The following is a 13,962-nucleotide window of genomic DNA, read 5'->3' as shown; positions in this document are numbered from 1 at the left end:
ATCTCGACGCGGCGGACTGCCGAGTGCAACCCGCACCCGCGGAAAACTACCCCTCGGTGTGCCGCGGTGTCCGCGATCCGAGGTCTCGAATCGGCTACGCGGCCCGCAGCACGGTAGATGCCGATTTGGCCACACGCGTGCCGAATTCGCCGAACGCTCGTAGCGTGAAGTGGTGACTGCCACCGCCCCGATGGTTATCCGCGCACGGTCGGCGAACTGCGCGCGTCCGGACACGTGCTGCGACCGGTTCGGGACGAGATGCGAGAGAACCTGCTCGCGGCGCTGCGCGACGGCCGCGAGCCGTGGCCGGGGATCGTCGGTTTCGACGACACGGTGCTGCCGCAGCTCGAGCGGGCCCTGATCGCAGGCCACGATGTCGTGCTGCTCGGCGAGCGTGGCCAGGGCAAGACCCGGCTGCTCCGCACCCTGCCGCTGCTGCTCGACGAGTGGACCCCGGTGATCGAGGGTTCGGAGCTGGGCGAGCACCCGTACGAGCCGATCACGCCCGCCTCGATCCGCCGAGCCGCCGCCATGGGGGACGAGCTGCCGGTGGCCTGGCGGCACCGCGATGAGCGCTACTCGGAGAAGCTCGCGACCCCGGACACCTCGGTGGCGGACCTGGTCGGTGACGTGGATCCGGTGAAGGTCGCCGAGGGCCGCAGCCTGGGTGATCCGGAGACCATCCACTTCGGGTTGGTCCCGCGTGCGCACCGAGGCATCGTCGGCATCAACGAGCTCCCCGACCTGGCCGAGCGGATCCAGGTCTCGCTGCTGAACGTGATGGAGGAGCGCGACATCCAGGTGCGCGGGTACACGCTGCGGCTGCCGCTGGACGTGCTCCTGGTGGCAAGCGCGAACCCGGAGGACTACACGAACCGCGGCCGCATCATCACCCCGCTCAAGGACCGCTTCGGCGCCGAGATCCGCACCCACTACCCGGCCGCGCTCGAGGACGAGATCGCGGTCATCGAGCAGGAGGCGCACCTGCGCGCCGAGGTGCCCGACCACCTCCTGGAGATCCTGGCCCGGTTCACCCGGCTGCTGCGCGAGTCCGCCTCGGTTGACCAGCGATCGGGGGTGTCCGCCCGGTTCGCGGTGGCAGGGGCCGAGACCGTCAGCGCGGCCGCCGTGCACCGCGGGGCGGTGCTCGGTGAGTCCGATCCGGTGGCACGGCCGGTCGATCTGGGCACGGTGATCGAGGTGCTGCGCGGCAAGGTGGAGTTCGAGTCCGGCGAGGAGGGCCGCGAGTTGGACGTGCTCGAACACCTGCTGCGCCGGGCGACCGCGGACACGGTGCGCGAGCGGCTCGGCGGCGTGGACCTGGCGCCCCTTGTGGCGGCGGTGGAGGCGGGCGGACCCGTGGTCACCGGCGACCGCGTGACCGCGAAGGACCTGCTCGGCGAGCTGCCCGAGATCGATGTGCTGGACGAGGTGGCCGAGCGCTTCGGCGCCGAGAGCACGGGGGCGCGGGCGTCCGCGGTGGAGCTGGCGTTGGAGGGGCTCTACCTGGCCCGGCGCATCGCGAAGTTCCCCGACGACGACGGACAGCTGGTGTACAGCGGATGACCGAGCCGCCGCGGCCGGGTTCCCGGCGTCCCCGGTCCGGGGGCCGGGGTGATCCGCACCGGGCGCGGTACGGGCCGTACCAGGGTGGACCGGACCCGCTGCTCCCACCGGTCGACCTGCGGGAGGCGCTGGAGGCGATCGGCAACGACGTGCTCGAGGGCGCGTCTCCCCGACGGGCGCTGCGGGAGCTGATGCGCCGCGGTACCGCGGACACCCGCGGGCTCGACGATCTCGCGGCGCGGGCGAATCGGCGCAGGCGAGAGCTGTTGGAGCGCAATCATCTCGGCGGCACCCTCGACGAGGTCCGAGAGCTGCTGGAGCGGGCGCTGCTGACCGAGCGCAAGGAGCTGGCGCGCGCGTTGGACGACGACGCCCGATTCTCCGAGTTGCAGCTCGACGAGCTCCCCTCGTCGACAGCGCAGGCCGTCCGGGACCTGTCGGAGTACCGCTGGCGGGACGCGTCGGCCCGCGAGGATTACGAGAAGATCCGCGAGCTACTCGGACGGGAGTTGCTCGATGAGCGGTTCGCGGGGATGAAGGAGGCCCTCGCCGGCGCGACCGACGAGGACCGCGACCGCATCGACGCGATGCTCCACGACCTGAACGATCTGCTGGACAAGTACTCTCGCGGTGAGGACACCCAGTCCGACTTCGACGAGTTCATGGCAGCGCACGGCGACTACTTCCCGGAGAACCCGCGCAACACCGAGGAGCTGCTCGATTCGCTTGCGCGGCGGGCCGCAGCTGCGCAGCGGCTGCGCAACTCGCTCACCACGGAGCAGCGCGCCGAGCTGGACGCGTTGGCGCAGCAGGCGTTCGGCAGCCCCAGCCTGATCGATCAGCTGGACCGCCTGGACGCGAACCTGCGGGCGGCGCGTCCCGGGGAGGACTGGGACGGCACCCAGCGCTTTCGCGGCGACGACGGCATGGGCCTCGGGAGGGGACGGGGCCCTTGCGGACATCGCCGAGCTGGAGCAGCTCGCCGAGCAGCTCTCGCAGCAGTACGCGGGCGCACAACTCGACGACATCGATCCCGAGGCACTGGCCCGACAGCTCGGTGACGGCGCGGCGGCCGACGCCCGCACGCTGGCCGAACTGGAGCGGGCGTTGCAGCGGCAGGGCTTCCTCGCCCGCGGGGCCGACGGCCAGTGGCGGCTCTCCCCGAAGGCCATGCGCCAGCTCGGGCAGTCGGCGTTCCGGGATGTGGCGCAGCGGCTCTCGGGTCGGAGCGGCGAACGCGACACCCAGCGGGCAGGCGCGACGGGGGAGCCGACGGGGGCCAGCAGGGGCTGGGAGTTCGGCGACACCGAACCCTGGGACGTGACCCGGACGGTGACGAACGCGGTGCTCCGTGCCGCGCAGCAGGGGAATCCGCTGACGTCGGATCGGATCCAGCTGCAGGTCTCGGACGTCGAGGTCGCCGAGACCGAGCAGCGCGTGCACGCCGCGGTCGCGCTGCTCGTCGACACCTCGTTCTCGATGGTGATGGACGGCAGGTGGGTGCCGATGAAGCGCACTGCCCTGGCATTGAACCACCTGATCACCACGCGCTTTCGCGGCGACGACCTCCAGCTGATCGCGTTCGGCCGACTGGCGCAGCAGCTCACCCCGGCCGAGCTCGCGGGGCTCGACGGTGCATGGGACCAGGGCACCAACCTCCATCACGCGTTGTTGCTCGCGGGCAGGCACCTGCGGCGCAATCCGAACGCGCAACCGGTCGTCCTCATCGTCACCGACGGGGAACCGACGGCGCACCTGGAACCGGACGGGCACGCCTTCTTCGACTATCCGCCACACCCGAAGACGTTGGGGCTGACCGTCCGCGAGTTCGACAACCTCGCGCGGCTCGGCGCTGCGGTGACGATATTCCGGCTCGGCGACGACCCGGGACTGGCCAGGGTGGTCGACAAGATGGCGCAGCGGGTCGGCGGCCGGGTGGTGGCCCCGGACCTGGACGGGCTCGGTGCGGCGGTGGTCAGCGACTACATGCGCCTGCGTCGGCGCTGATCGGGTCGGTTGGCGCTAGCCGCTGATCACCTGTCGGTTGCCGAGGGGCGCGGCGAGCTGCACCTCGAGGGTGGCCTGCACCGCGATCATGACGCAGACCCGGTCCACCGCGTCGGCCCTTGTGCCGGCGCGCAACGCGATGGTGACGCTGGAGGCGGACTCGGTGACGGTGGCATCGGCGCCGTAGCACTCGGGGGCCCCGGCGGTGAAGTGCACGGCCACGCGGTCGCCTGCCTCGCCGACCACGGTGTAGGACTCGAAGGGGTGGGGTGCGCATCGACGATGGTCGGGTCGGCCGTGAACATCATGCCGGGCTCGGCGTCGGGGTCGTTCACCGGCGGCGGCGCCGGGCTCGTCACATCGACGATCGGTGCCTGCGTGGTCACCGCGGGTGAGCTCGGGGCGGTTTCGGGGTCCGAGGAGTCGCCGCCGGCGCAACCGGCCAGGGCCAGGCTCAGCAGGGCCGCGACGACGAGGGTGCGCATGACCTCACCGTAACGCGCCGAGCGCGGTGGGCGGCCGTGCAGGCGAGTCTCGGCGGGTCAGGCCAGCGCCAGGGCGACGAGCGCGATGGCGGGGATAGAGGCCAGGGTAGTGACCAGGGCGGTGTCGCGGGCGAGCACCGTGCCGCGCTGGTAGCGGCTGGCGTACACGAACACGTTCTGCGCGGTCGGCAGCGCGGAGACGACCACCACCGCGAACAGGTCGTGGCCGTCGAGGCCGAGCAGGAAGCGGGCCATCAGGTAGGCCAACACCGGCTGGACCAGGATCTTGAGCACCGAGGCGAGCGCGATCTCGCGGCGGGGACTGACGCCGCGTTGCAGCACGCGGACCCCGTACAGCGACAGCCCGAAGGCCAGCAGCGCGCCAGGCACGGAGGCGCCGCCGATCAGCCGGAACGGCTGGATCAGCGATTCCGGCAGCGTCCAGCCTGCGATGGCGACCACGAGTCCGGCGATCCCGGCGACCACGATGGGGTTGAGGAACGGGGTGATGAGGGTGTCGCGGATCGAGGTGCCCTTGCGGGTGGTCGCCAGGTCGAGCGCGGTCAGCGCGATCGGGGAGTACACCACGATCTGGAACAGCAGCAGCGGCGCCACGAACGACGCGTCGCCGAGCACGAACACCGAGATCGGGATGCCCAGGTTGGCGGAGTTCACGTAGGAGGCGGCCAGCGCCCCGATCGTGGATTCGGGCAGCGGCCTGCGCAGCCAGCCGAGCGCGATCGCAAGGTACACGCCGCCGACCGCGAAGGCCGTGGCCGCGGCCACCGCGAGGGTGGGGGAGAAGACCGTCGCCAGGTCCGCGGTGGCGAGGGTGTCGAAGAGCAGCGCGGGGGTGGCGACGAAGAACACCAACCGCCCGAGCACGAATTCGCCGTGCTCGCCGAGCACCCGTGTCCGGCCGAGGATGTAGCCGATGGCGATGACGACGAAGATGACGGTGAAGCCCGCGAACACACCTGACACCCCGCGGACCTCCTCGTAGAACCCGCAAGAGTCTAGTCGTCCGCCACGCGGAGAACTCCGGTGCGCCTCGCGGGACAGGCATGGGGCGCATCATGGATCCACCCCGTCGAGAGGAGTGCACCCATGCGAGCGTCTCGTGTCCTGCGCCGAGGAGCCGTGGCGCTCGTGCTCCTGGCCGGCCTTGCCGCCTGTTCCTCGGGGGTGGTGGGACCGCGGTGCCCGAGCCGTCAGCGGTGCAGTCGTCCCCGCCTGCTGCGACGCAGGAGGTGACGCCGTCCACGGCCGACGGTCCGCAGGCCGCCGGGCCGTACATCGCGACGACCAGCCGGTCGAATGGCGACACCGGGCGCGTTCGCTACGACGTCACGCTCCCCCGGATCGAGGGCGGCGATCCCGCGGTGGCCGCCGAGTTCAACGAATCCGTCGCGGCGGCGCTGCAGGACCAGATCGACGGCCCTGGCGATGAACGGTTCACGCTGGAGGGCAGGGAGGCGTTCGCCCGGATCGGGGGTCGGGTGGTCAGCGGCCTGCTGGTGACCTCGTGGAATGCCAACCCGCCCGGGGCGCACCCCACCCCGCTGGTCGCCACGGTGGTGGTGGGCGTCGACGATGCCCAGCCGATCACGCTGGCGGCGCTGTTTCCCGACCTGCAGGCCGGGCTGAACCGGCTCTCCGGGGAGTCCGCGCGGTTGCTTCCTGCCACCGCGGCCGGTGCGGAGTTCGAGCGCGAGGGGATCGCGCCCACCGAGCTCAACTTCGCGAACTGGCTGCCGACGCCCGCCGGGATGGAGATCCACTTCTCGGACTACCAGGTGGGCCCGCATGCGATCGGGCTGGTGGTGATCACGGTGCCGTGGGATCGGCTGGCCGACGTCGTCGAGCCCGAGCTGCTCGAGGTGGTCCGCAGCTGACCGGTGCGGCGGCCCGGAAATGCAGAAGGCCGCGCAGTCCTTGCGGACTGCGCGGCCTCGGCTTCTGCGCTGACTACCGGCTGGTGCTGGTGAACGGCAGCAGGGCCATCTCGCGGGCGTTCTTCACCGCGACGGCAACCTGACGCTGCTGCTGCGGGGTCAGGCCCGTGACGCGACGGCTGCGGATCTTGCCGCGGTCGGAGATGAACGTGCGGAGCAGGTTCACGTCCTTGTAGTCGACGTGCGTGATCTTCGCCGCGAAAAGCGGGTTCTTCTTGGGCTTGCGGCCCGCGTCAGCGCCGCGCGGCTTCTTGGACGGGGCTCTCTTGACTGCCATTGCTTCCCTTACGGCTCGAATTACCAGCTGGACTTGCGGACGCCTGGCAGTTCCCCACGATGGGCCATCTCGCGCACACGCACACGAGACAGGCCGAATTTCCGTAGGTGACCTCGCGGACGTCCGTCCGCAGCGTCACGATTTCGCAATCGTACCGGACTCGCATCGCGCGGCAGACGCTGCAGGGCGGTGCGGGCGCTCGCACGCTCCTCGTCGCTGCTCGACGGCCGCCGGATGATCTCCTTCAGTTCGGCCCGGCGCTCGGCGAACCGTGCGACCACGAGCTTGCGTTGCTCGTTCTTTGCGATCTTGGACTTCTTGGCCATGCCTAGCGCTCTTCCCTGAAATCGACGTGCCTGCGGACCACCGGGTCGTACTTGCGGAGCACCATCCGGTCCGGGTCGTTGCGGCGGTTCTTGCGGGTGACGTAGGTGTACCCGGTGCCGGCGGTGGACTTGAGCTTCACGATCGGGCGGACCTCGTTGCGCGCCATCAGACCTTTTCTCCCCGTGCGCGGATCCGGGCAACGACGGCCTCGATGCCGTCCCGGTCGATGGTCTTGATGCCCTTTGCGGAGACGGTCAGCGTGATGCGGCGGCCCTCGCCGGCCAGGTAGTAGGTCTTCTTCTGGATGTTCGGGTCCCAGCGGCGGTTGGTCCGCGTGTGGGAGTGGGACACGGATTTACCGAATCCCGGTTTGCGTCCGGTCACCTGGCAGTGCGCCGACATGGTGTTCCTCCTGAGCCCTCTCGCATAGAGATGACAATCATTTTCGACAACAGCGTGAGTTCACTGTAGCGTTGCCTTCAGCTAATGACAATCGTTATCGAAAGAGGTGTTGAAGGTGAGTGATCGGCGGACGCCGCTGGTTCTGGTGTCAGGGTGGACGGACGCCGTCGACGCCACCGCGCGGGCCCTACTCGACGACGGGACCGTGCTGGTGCACCACGACCTCGGGCACCTGCGGGAGGGCATCCTGCGCCGCACGGTCACCGGGACCGACGGCATCGCTCGGACCCACATCCTCGAGCTCGCCCACGGCTGCGTCTCCTGCACGCTCCGTGAGGACCTGCTGCCCCTGCTGCGTCGCCTGCACGCCCGCAGTTCGGTCCGGCGGATCGTGCTGCACCTGGACCGGGCGCTCGAACCCGAGGCGCTGTGCTGGGCGATCGAGCACGTCGCGGTCGCGGGGGTGGTCGGGCAGATCGACGGTCCGGCATCGCGCGACGTGCGGGTCGAGGCCGTCGTCACCTGCATCGACGCCGCGACCTGGCTCGACGACGCGACCGGCGACGACGGGTTGGACGATCGGGGACTGACGGCGGGCGGCGACGACGAGCGCACGGTCGCGCAGCTGGTCGTCGGGCAGGTGGACCACGCCGACGCCCTGGTGGTCTCCGGTCGCGCGGCCGACGGCTGGGCGCAGGCGAAGCTGCATGCCGTGCTGACCCGGCTCGCGCCGTCGGCGCCGATCGACTGGGTGGCCGAGGGGGGCGCGGTCGAGGCCGAGCGGCTGCTCGCGCGGATTCCCGCGGGCGCCAGGCGAGGCGAGGTCGGCGACGCGCACTCGGCCCTGCTGCGTGGGGAACCGCCGCTCGACGAGGACTGTGGCGTCGCGATCATCGAGTTCACCGCCGATCGTCCCTTCCATCCGGAACGCCTGCACGAGGCCGTCGACGTGCTGCTCGACGGCGTGGTCACCGCGCGCGGTCGGCTGTGGTTGGCCACCCAGCCCGAGCACGTGTGTTGGCTCGAATCCGCGGGCGGCGGGCTGCGGGTCGCGGCCGCAGGACGCTGGCTCGCGGCCATGACCGCGGAGGAGCAGGAGTCGGTGTCGACCGCCCGCCGCGCCCTGGCGGCGCTGCGCTGGGACGAGCGGTTCGGCGACCGCGACACCTCGCTGATCGTGCTCGTGCACGCCGCCGATCCGGACCACATCGACCGGACCCTGCGGTGGGCCCTCGTCACCGACGAGGAGCTGCGCCGCGAGTCCGACTGGGCCGGCTGGCCGGACCCGTTCGGGGAATGGCACGAGGACCCCTGCGAGGACGGGGGCACCGACGGCGTGCCAGGACCGCAGGCAATCGACTCGCTACCCGGCGAGACCAACAGAGAGGACCGCGCATGAAGAACGGCATCCACCCCGACTACCACCCGGTGGTGTTCCAGGACTCGGCCACGGGGTCGACGTTCCTGACCAGGTCCACGATCGTCAGCGACCGCAGCATCGACTGGGAGGACGGCAACCGCTACCCCCTCGTCGTGGTCGACGTGACCAACGAGTCGCACCCGTTCTGGACCGGAGCCGCCAGGTTGATGGACACCGCGGGCCGCGTCGAGAAATTCGAGCGCCGGTACGGCAAGCGCACGCGCTGACGGCCTCACCCGACACCACAGAAGGAGCGAACAGGAAATGGCAGTCCCGAAGCGACGCATGTCGCGCTCGAACACCCGCAGCCGCCGAGCCCAGTGGAAGACCACCGCACCGGACCTGGTCGAGGTGACCGTCGGCGGGGTGACCCACCGGGTGCCGCGGCGACTGGTCCGCGCGGTGCGGCTCGGGATCTACGAACCCGGCGCGCGCTGACCCGATGGCCGTCGGCCGGTCCCGGACCGGCTGACGGCTGACCGCACGCCGCCGTGGCACCCTGGACCGGTGCTGCTCAAGGTGCTGGAGTTGATCGGCGTCGTGGCGTTCGCCGCCTCCGGCGCCCTCGTCGGCGTCAGCAAGCGCCTCGACATCTTCGGGGTCTGTCTGCTCGGGGTGTTCACCGCCATCGGCGGCGGTGTCATCCGCGACGTGCTCCTCGGCATCCACCCGCCGACCGCGCTGAACACCTGGCCGACGTTCACCACCGCGTTGGTCACCTCCGTGATCGTGTTCTTCCTGCACCCGGCGTTCTCGAAACTGCGCCGCGAGATCCTGGTGCTCGACGCCATCGGCATGGGGCTGTTCGCCAGCAGTGGTGCGGTCATCGCGCTCGCCGCGGGCGCCAGCAACCAGGCCGCGTGCCTGATCGGGGCGACAACCGCGATCGGCGGCGGCGTGCTGCGCGACATGCTCGTCAACGAGATGCCGCTGCTGCTGCACCGCGACCTGTACGCGGTGCCCGCGCTGATCGGGTCCACGGTCACGGTGGCGTGCCTGGAGTTCGGGCTCACGCCGAACCTCGGGCTCGTGGTGGGCACGGTGTCGGCCTCGACGGTGCGACTGCTCGCGCTGTGGCGGCACTGGAACCTGCCAGGCCCCCGGGTGTCCGAGAGCTGAGGGGTCACAATTGACCGTCGCCGCTCAGACCCCTCTCAGCGTGATCTCAGTTCGTGGGGTCAAACTGTGACCATGCGCATCCTGGTGGTCGACGACGACCGTGCCGTGCGGGAATCCCTCCGCCGATCCCTGACCTTCAACAGCTACACCGTCGACCTCGCCGTCGACGGCGTCGATGCGCTCGAGAAGGTCGCGGCGGCGCGACCCGACGCGCTGGTGCTGGACGTGATGATGCCGCGGCTCGACGGGCTCGAGGTGTGCCGGCGGCTGCGCAGCACGGGTGACGACCTCCCGATCCTCGTTCTGACGGCGCGGGACTCGGTGTCGGAGCGGGTCGCGGGCCTCGACGCGGGGGCGGATGACTACCTGCCCAAGCCATTCGCGCTCGAGGAGTTGCTCGCCCGGCTGCGCGCGCTGCTGCGCCGTGCCACGCCCGACGTGGGGGCCGAATCGGAGGCGATGACCTTCGAGGACCTCACCCTCGACCCGGTCACCCGCGAGGTCACAAGGGCGGGCCGCTCGATCAGCCTCACCCGCACCGAGTTCTCACTGCTCGAGATGCTGATGGCGAATCCGCGCCGGGTGCTCACCCGCAGCCGCATCCTCGAGGAGGTATGGGGCTACGACTTCCCGACCTCGGGCAACGCACTGGAGGTGTATGTGGGGTATCTGCGGCGAAAGACCGAGGCGGAGGGGAATCTCGCCTCATCCACACCGTGCGCGGTGTGGGCTACGTGCTCCGGGAGACGCCCCCGTGATGGTTGCCCCCTTCGGTCGGAACGGCACGGCCACGAACGGCAACGGCACCAACGGTGAGCCGACACCGATGCCCGAGATGCGGCCACCGATGCCGCTGACGCGGTCGGTGTCGCTGCGCTGGCGCGTCACCCTGCTCGCGGCCTCGGTGGTGGCGATCGCGGTGGCGGTCATGGCCATCGCCGCGTACGCGGTGGTCTCCCGCGCGCTCTACGCCGAGGTCGACTCGCAGCTGCGTACGCGCTCGGCCACCCTCATCGACAACAACCTCGACGCGATGGACTTCCGGTACATCTCGCTGGCCACCTTCTACTCCGACGACATCAGCGTCGCGCTGATCTTCCCTGACCAGAACGTGTACATGCCGCCCGGCTCCAACGCGCCGATCGGGAACGCCGAGATGTCGGTGGCCAAGGGCGAACACGACAGCTCGCTGCGCACCGTCGACGGCCAGCGCGTGCTCACCCAGCGGACGAATCTCGGCAGCACCCTGGTGATCGCACAACGCCTTGCCACGACGGGGGAGGTGCTCGATCGGCTCGCGTGGGTGCTGTTCACCGTCGGCGGTTGTGGAGTCGGACTCGCCGCCCTGGCCGGAATGGCAGTGGGACGAACCGGATTACGACCGATCGCGCGTCTCACCGCGGCCGCCGAGCGGGTTGCCAAAACCGACGACCTCACCCCGATCCCGGTCACCGGCAACGACGAGTTGGCGCGGCTGACCGTGTCGTTCAACACGATGCTGCGGGCGCTCGCCGAGTCGCGAGACCGGCAGAGCCGGCTGGTCGCGGACGCGGGCCACGAGCTGCGTACGCCTCTGACCTCGCTCCGCACCAACATGGAATTGCTCATCGCTGCGGGACGCCCTGGGGCGCCGCAGATTCCGGACGAGGACATGGCGGAACTGCGCGAGGACGTGGTCGCACAGATCGAGGAGCTCTCCACCCTGGTCGGCGATCTCGTCGATCTGGCCAGGGAGGATGCGCCCGAGACCGTGCACGAGAGGATCGATCTCAGCGACACCGTTGAACGCTCGCTCGAACGGGTTCGCAGGCGGCGCAACGAGGTCGACTTCGAGGCACACACGATCCCGTGGTTCGTCTACGGCGACGGCGCCGGCCTCGCGAGGGCCGTGCTGAACGTGCTCGACAACGCGGCCAAGTGGAGTCCGCCCGGCCAGGCAGTCCAGGTCCGGATGCAGCAGCTCGACAGCGGTCGCCTCGCTTTGACCGTCGCCGACGCGGGCCCCGGCATCCCGGAGGAGGACCGACAGCTGGTGTTCGAGCGGTTCCACCGGTCGACCGCCGCCCGATCGATGCCCGGATCCGGGCTGGGGCTGGCCATCGTCCGGCAGGTCGTGGTCAAGCACGGTGGCACGGTCGAGGCGGGCCGGTCCGAGCTCGGGGGTGCGCTCATCACGATCGTGCTGCCTGGAGAGGCCGAATTCGTGCCGGGCGGACAGGCGAGCGGAAGGGTCTCGGCAAACTGACAGCCTGATCTCAGCACCCTCTCAGACCGCTCGGGCAGAGTCGTGAGTAACGAGATCGAACACAGTGCGCCGAGGGCGCGCAGGGGAGAAACGGATACCAATCGCGATGACCGACGACCGCAGCAGTCAGCCGAACCAGCCGCAGCCGGGCCAAGAGCAGGCGCCGTCGCAGCCCAGCCACCAGTCGACCCCCCCGACCGTCGGAATGCCGCAGGCAGGCCACGAGCAGGCGTCGGCCGAGGCGACTGCTGCGTACCCGCAGTACCAGCAGCCCTATCAGCAGCAGGGGTACGCGCAGGCACCGTACGGCGCCTACCGGCCGACCGAGCAGTACCCGACCGCGGGGTAGGCGCCGCCGCCCCGACCGCGGACGCGGGCAGCGCGCTTGGTGCGTCCACGGCCACCAAACCCCGGCCCTCCCGCGTCGCCCTCGCCACCGGTGCGATCGCGCTTGCCCTTGTCAGCGGCGGTATCGGCGGGATCGCGGGTGCCTGGGCAGCTGGCGACAGTTCCGGTCCGGTCACGAACTCGCTGAACGCCCCGCAGGCCAATGCCAAGCCGGCGGCGAACGCGCCCGCGGGCTCCGTGCAGGCGGTGGCGCAGAAGGTGCTGCCGAGCGTGGTGCAGATCCAGGTCGCGGGCAGACAGGCCGAGGGCGAGGGCTCGGGCGTCATCCTGTCCTCGGACGGGCTGATCCTGACCAACAATCACGTCGCGGCGGGCGCGGGCCCGGACGGCAAGATCATGGTCGCGTTCTCCGATGGATCCACTGCCGCCGCCAAGCTGGTCGGCACGGACCCGATGTCGGACCTCGCGGTGATCAAGGTCGACGGCAAGAGCGACCTGACCCCGATCGAGCTGGGAAACTCCGCCGACCTCCAGGTCGGTCAGGGCGTCGTGGCGATCGGGTCGCCGCTCGGATTGGCCGGCACCGTCACCAGCGGCATCATCTCCTCGCTGAACCGGCCGGTGTCCACCAGCGGGGAAGCCGCGAACCAGAGCACGGTCATCGACGCCATCCAGACCGACGCGGCGATCAACCCGGGCAACTCCGGCGGGGCGCTCGTCGACATGGAGGGCAGGCTGATCGGTATCAACACGGCGATCGCCACGCTCGGCGGCGCCCAGGCGGGCGGCCAGCAGGGCGGCTCGATCGGCCTCGGATTCGCGATTCCGGTCGACCAGGCCCGGCGCATCGCCGACGAGCTGAGCAAGACCGGCAAGGCCTCGCAGGCGATCATCGGAGTCACGGTTCCCTCCAAGGATGATTCGCACGGGGCAGGCGTCAAGGACGTCTCGCCCGGTGGTCCCGCCGAGCAGGCAGGAATCCCCGGGGGCGCGGTGATCACCCGGGTCGACGATCGCGTCATCGACAGTGGTGACGCCCTGATCGCGGCGGTCCGCTCGCACGCGCCGGGGGACAAGGTGAAGATCACCTACACCGATGCCAAGGGACTCGGGGAAAAGACAGTCGAGGTCACCCTCGGCACCGCACCGACGCAGGGCGGTCGCTGATGTACCCGACGAACGGTCGTGCCGACGGGCACGGCCGTTCGTCCGTCGCGGTCCGTCGGATTCACGGGCGGTCGGGTCCTGCCGTGGTGCCGGGCACTACCGTAGGAGTCATGGACATCGAAGCCACACTTGCCGGGCGGGCCCTCGTCGTGATCGTCGACGACCGCGCTGCCCACGGTGCAGAGGTCGACGCGATCGGACCGCTGGTCACTGAACTGCTCGGAGAGGCGGGCTTCCTCGTCGATGCGACCGTCGCGGTGTCGGCGGACGAGGTGGAGATCCGCAACGCACTCAACACCGCGGTGATCGGTGGTGTGGACCTGGTCATCTCCGTTGGCGGAACCGGGGTCTCGCCCCGCGACGTCACGCCGGACGCAACCGCGGCGGTGCTCGACCGTGAGATCCCGGGCATCAGCGAGGCGCTGCGCTCGTCGGGCCTGGCGGCGGGAGCGCTCGACGCCGGGCTGTCCAGGGGACTCGTCGGGGTCTCCGGCAGTACCCTCGTGGTGAACCTGGCATCGTCCCGAGCGGCCATTCGAGACGGGATGGCCACGCTCAGCCCGCTCGCCGGTCACGTGATCGGCGAGCTCTCCGGGATAGAGGACTAGTCATCGCCGACCGCGCCGAGAACGCACCCAGCCGGG

General features: G+C 70.5%; 15 protein-coding genes and 3 pseudogenes. 12 read left to right on the top strand and 6 right to left on the bottom strand.

Annotated features, from left to right (window positions below; translation table 11 throughout):
• The first annotated feature begins 216 nt into the window (after nt 1-216).
• Nucleotides 217-1,566: a sigma 54-interacting transcriptional regulator gene (locus tag BTZ20_RS20740; protein ID WP_077042654.1), complete on the top strand. Its 1,350-nt coding sequence runs from the start codon at nt 217-219 to the stop codon at nt 1,564-1,566.
• Nucleotides 1,563-3,573: pseudogene (locus BTZ20_RS20735) on the top strand (vWA domain-containing protein). Before BTZ20_RS20740 ends, BTZ20_RS20735 begins: the two are co-directional and overlap by 4 nt.
• 15 nt (nt 3,574-3,588) lie before the next feature.
• Here BTZ20_RS20735 and BTZ20_RS26935 read toward each other — a convergent pair.
• Entirely contained in the window at nt 3,589-3,819 is a 231-nt protein-coding gene (locus BTZ20_RS26935) for a hypothetical protein (RefSeq protein WP_145982379.1), read from the bottom strand.
• Nucleotides 3,820-3,855: 36 nt separating this feature from the next.
• Between BTZ20_RS26935 and BTZ20_RS26930 the strand changes: the two genes are divergently transcribed.
• Nucleotides 3,856-4,071, top strand: coding sequence for a hypothetical protein (locus tag BTZ20_RS26930; RefSeq protein WP_189636521.1), 216 nt, complete (start codon nt 3,856-3,858; stop codon nt 4,069-4,071).
• 44 nt (nt 4,072-4,115) lie between these two features.
• On the opposite strand, the gene BTZ20_RS20725 is transcribed toward BTZ20_RS26930, so the two are convergent.
• Complete coding sequence (locus BTZ20_RS20725) at nt 4,116-5,042, bottom strand: AEC family transporter (protein WP_077042653.1); 927 nt, start codon at nt 5,040-5,042, stop codon at nt 4,116-4,118.
• Between the two features lie 215 nt (nt 5,043-5,257).
• Between BTZ20_RS20725 and BTZ20_RS20720 the strand changes: the two genes are divergently transcribed.
• Entirely contained in the window at nt 5,258-5,953 is a 696-nt protein-coding gene (locus BTZ20_RS20720; protein ID WP_223263443.1) for an RsiV family protein, read from the top strand.
• A gap of 73 nt (nt 5,954-6,026) precedes the next feature.
• Here the strand turns inward: BTZ20_RS20720 and rpsR are convergent, their stop codons facing one another.
• The 4 genes from rpsR to rpmB are packed head-to-tail and all read right to left on the bottom strand — an operon-like array spanning nt 6,027 to nt 7,019.
• A complete protein-coding gene (gene rpsR / locus BTZ20_RS20715) occupies nt 6,027-6,290 on the bottom strand; it encodes a 30S ribosomal protein S18 (RefSeq protein ID WP_027500792.1) in 264 nt (87 codons plus the stop codon).
• Nucleotides 6,291-6,310: 20 nt separating this feature from the next.
• The gene (gene rpsN, locus BTZ20_RS20710) at nt 6,311-6,616 is read right to left on the bottom strand and encodes a 30S ribosomal protein S14 (protein WP_077042652.1); all 306 of its coding nucleotides are present in this window, start codon (nt 6,614-6,616) and stop codon (nt 6,311-6,313) included.
• A 2-nt stretch (nt 6,617-6,618) separates the two neighbouring features.
• The gene (gene rpmG / locus BTZ20_RS20705; RefSeq protein ID WP_077042651.1) at nt 6,619-6,783 is read right to left on the bottom strand and encodes a 50S ribosomal protein L33; all 165 of its coding nucleotides are present in this window, start codon (nt 6,781-6,783) and stop codon (nt 6,619-6,621) included.
• Nucleotides 6,783-7,019, bottom strand: coding sequence for a 50S ribosomal protein L28 (gene rpmB / locus BTZ20_RS20700; RefSeq protein WP_072751748.1), 237 nt, complete (start codon nt 7,017-7,019; stop codon nt 6,783-6,785). Before rpmB ends, rpmG begins: the two co-directional genes overlap by 1 nt.
• 106 nt (nt 7,020-7,125) lie before the next feature.
• Between rpmB and mrf the strand changes: the two genes are divergently transcribed.
• From mrf to BTZ20_RS20660, 8 genes and pseudogenes are all read left to right on the top strand, one after another.
• Complete coding sequence (gene mrf, locus BTZ20_RS20695; protein ID WP_077042650.1) at nt 7,126-8,418, top strand: ribosome hibernation factor-recruiting GTPase MRF; 1,293 nt, start codon at nt 7,126-7,128, stop codon at nt 8,416-8,418.
• Entirely contained in the window at nt 8,415-8,666 is a 252-nt protein-coding gene (locus BTZ20_RS20690; RefSeq protein WP_077042649.1) for a type B 50S ribosomal protein L31, read from the top strand. The genes mrf and BTZ20_RS20690 overlap by 4 nt, the downstream gene beginning before the upstream one ends.
• A gap of 37 nt (nt 8,667-8,703) precedes the next feature.
• Nucleotides 8,704-8,877: a 50S ribosomal protein L32 gene (gene rpmF, locus BTZ20_RS20685; RefSeq protein WP_077042648.1), complete on the top strand. Its 174-nt coding sequence runs from the start codon at nt 8,704-8,706 to the stop codon at nt 8,875-8,877.
• A gap of 69 nt (nt 8,878-8,946) precedes the next feature.
• Entirely contained in the window at nt 8,947-9,558 is a 612-nt protein-coding gene (locus tag BTZ20_RS20680) for a trimeric intracellular cation channel family protein (protein ID WP_077042647.1), read from the top strand.
• Nucleotides 9,559-9,630: 72 nt separating this feature from the next.
• Nucleotides 9,631-10,316 (top strand): annotated as a pseudogene (locus BTZ20_RS20675) (response regulator transcription factor).
• Nucleotides 10,316-11,803: a sensor histidine kinase gene (locus BTZ20_RS20670; protein WP_077042646.1), complete on the top strand. Its 1,488-nt coding sequence runs from the start codon at nt 10,316-10,318 to the stop codon at nt 11,801-11,803. Before BTZ20_RS20675 ends, BTZ20_RS20670 begins: the two are co-directional and overlap by 1 nt.
• Before the next feature lie 106 nt (nt 11,804-11,909).
• Nucleotides 11,910-13,318, top strand: a pseudogene (locus BTZ20_RS20665) (trypsin-like peptidase domain-containing protein).
• A 110-nt stretch (nt 13,319-13,428) separates the two neighbouring features.
• A complete protein-coding gene (locus tag BTZ20_RS20660) occupies nt 13,429-13,926 on the top strand; it encodes a molybdenum cofactor biosynthesis protein B (RefSeq protein WP_037176160.1) in 498 nt (165 codons plus the stop codon).
• Nucleotides 13,927-13,962 lie beyond the last annotated feature (36 nt).

Origin of the sequence: Rhodococcus sp. MTM3W5.2 (assembly GCF_001984015.1) — a bacterium.
GTDB classification, from domain to species: Bacteria; Actinomycetota; Actinomycetes; order Mycobacteriales; family Mycobacteriaceae; genus Rhodococcus_G; species Rhodococcus_G oryzae.
Note: the sequence above shows the minus strand (reverse complement) of the source record. Positions and strands in the feature narration are given on the sequence as shown.

Coding starts and splice junctions, on each gene's coding strand:
- BTZ20_RS20660 (WP_037176160.1), top strand. CDS start 13,429: ATGGACATCGAAGCCACACTTGCCGGGCGGGCCCTCGTCGTGATCGTC.
- rpmB (WP_072751748.1), bottom strand. CDS start 7,019: ATGTCGGCGCACTGCCAGGTGACCGGACGCAAACCGGGATTCGGTAAA.
- rpmF (WP_077042648.1), top strand. CDS start 8,704: ATGGCAGTCCCGAAGCGACGCATGTCGCGCTCGAACACCCGCAGCCGC.
- rpmG (WP_077042651.1), bottom strand. CDS start 6,783: ATGGCGCGCAACGAGGTCCGCCCGATCGTGAAGCTCAAGTCCACCGCC.
- rpsR (WP_027500792.1), bottom strand. CDS start 6,290: ATGGCAGTCAAGAGAGCCCCGTCCAAGAAGCCGCGCGGCGCTGACGCG.
- rpsN (WP_077042652.1), bottom strand. CDS start 6,616: ATGGCCAAGAAGTCCAAGATCGCAAAGAACGAGCAACGCAAGCTCGTG.
- BTZ20_RS20690 (WP_077042649.1), top strand. CDS start 8,415: ATGAAGAACGGCATCCACCCCGACTACCACCCGGTGGTGTTCCAGGAC.
- BTZ20_RS20670 (WP_077042646.1), top strand. CDS start 10,316: ATGGTTGCCCCCTTCGGTCGGAACGGCACGGCCACGAACGGCAACGGC.
- BTZ20_RS26930 (WP_189636521.1), top strand. CDS start 3,856: ATGGTCGGGTCGGCCGTGAACATCATGCCGGGCTCGGCGTCGGGGTCG.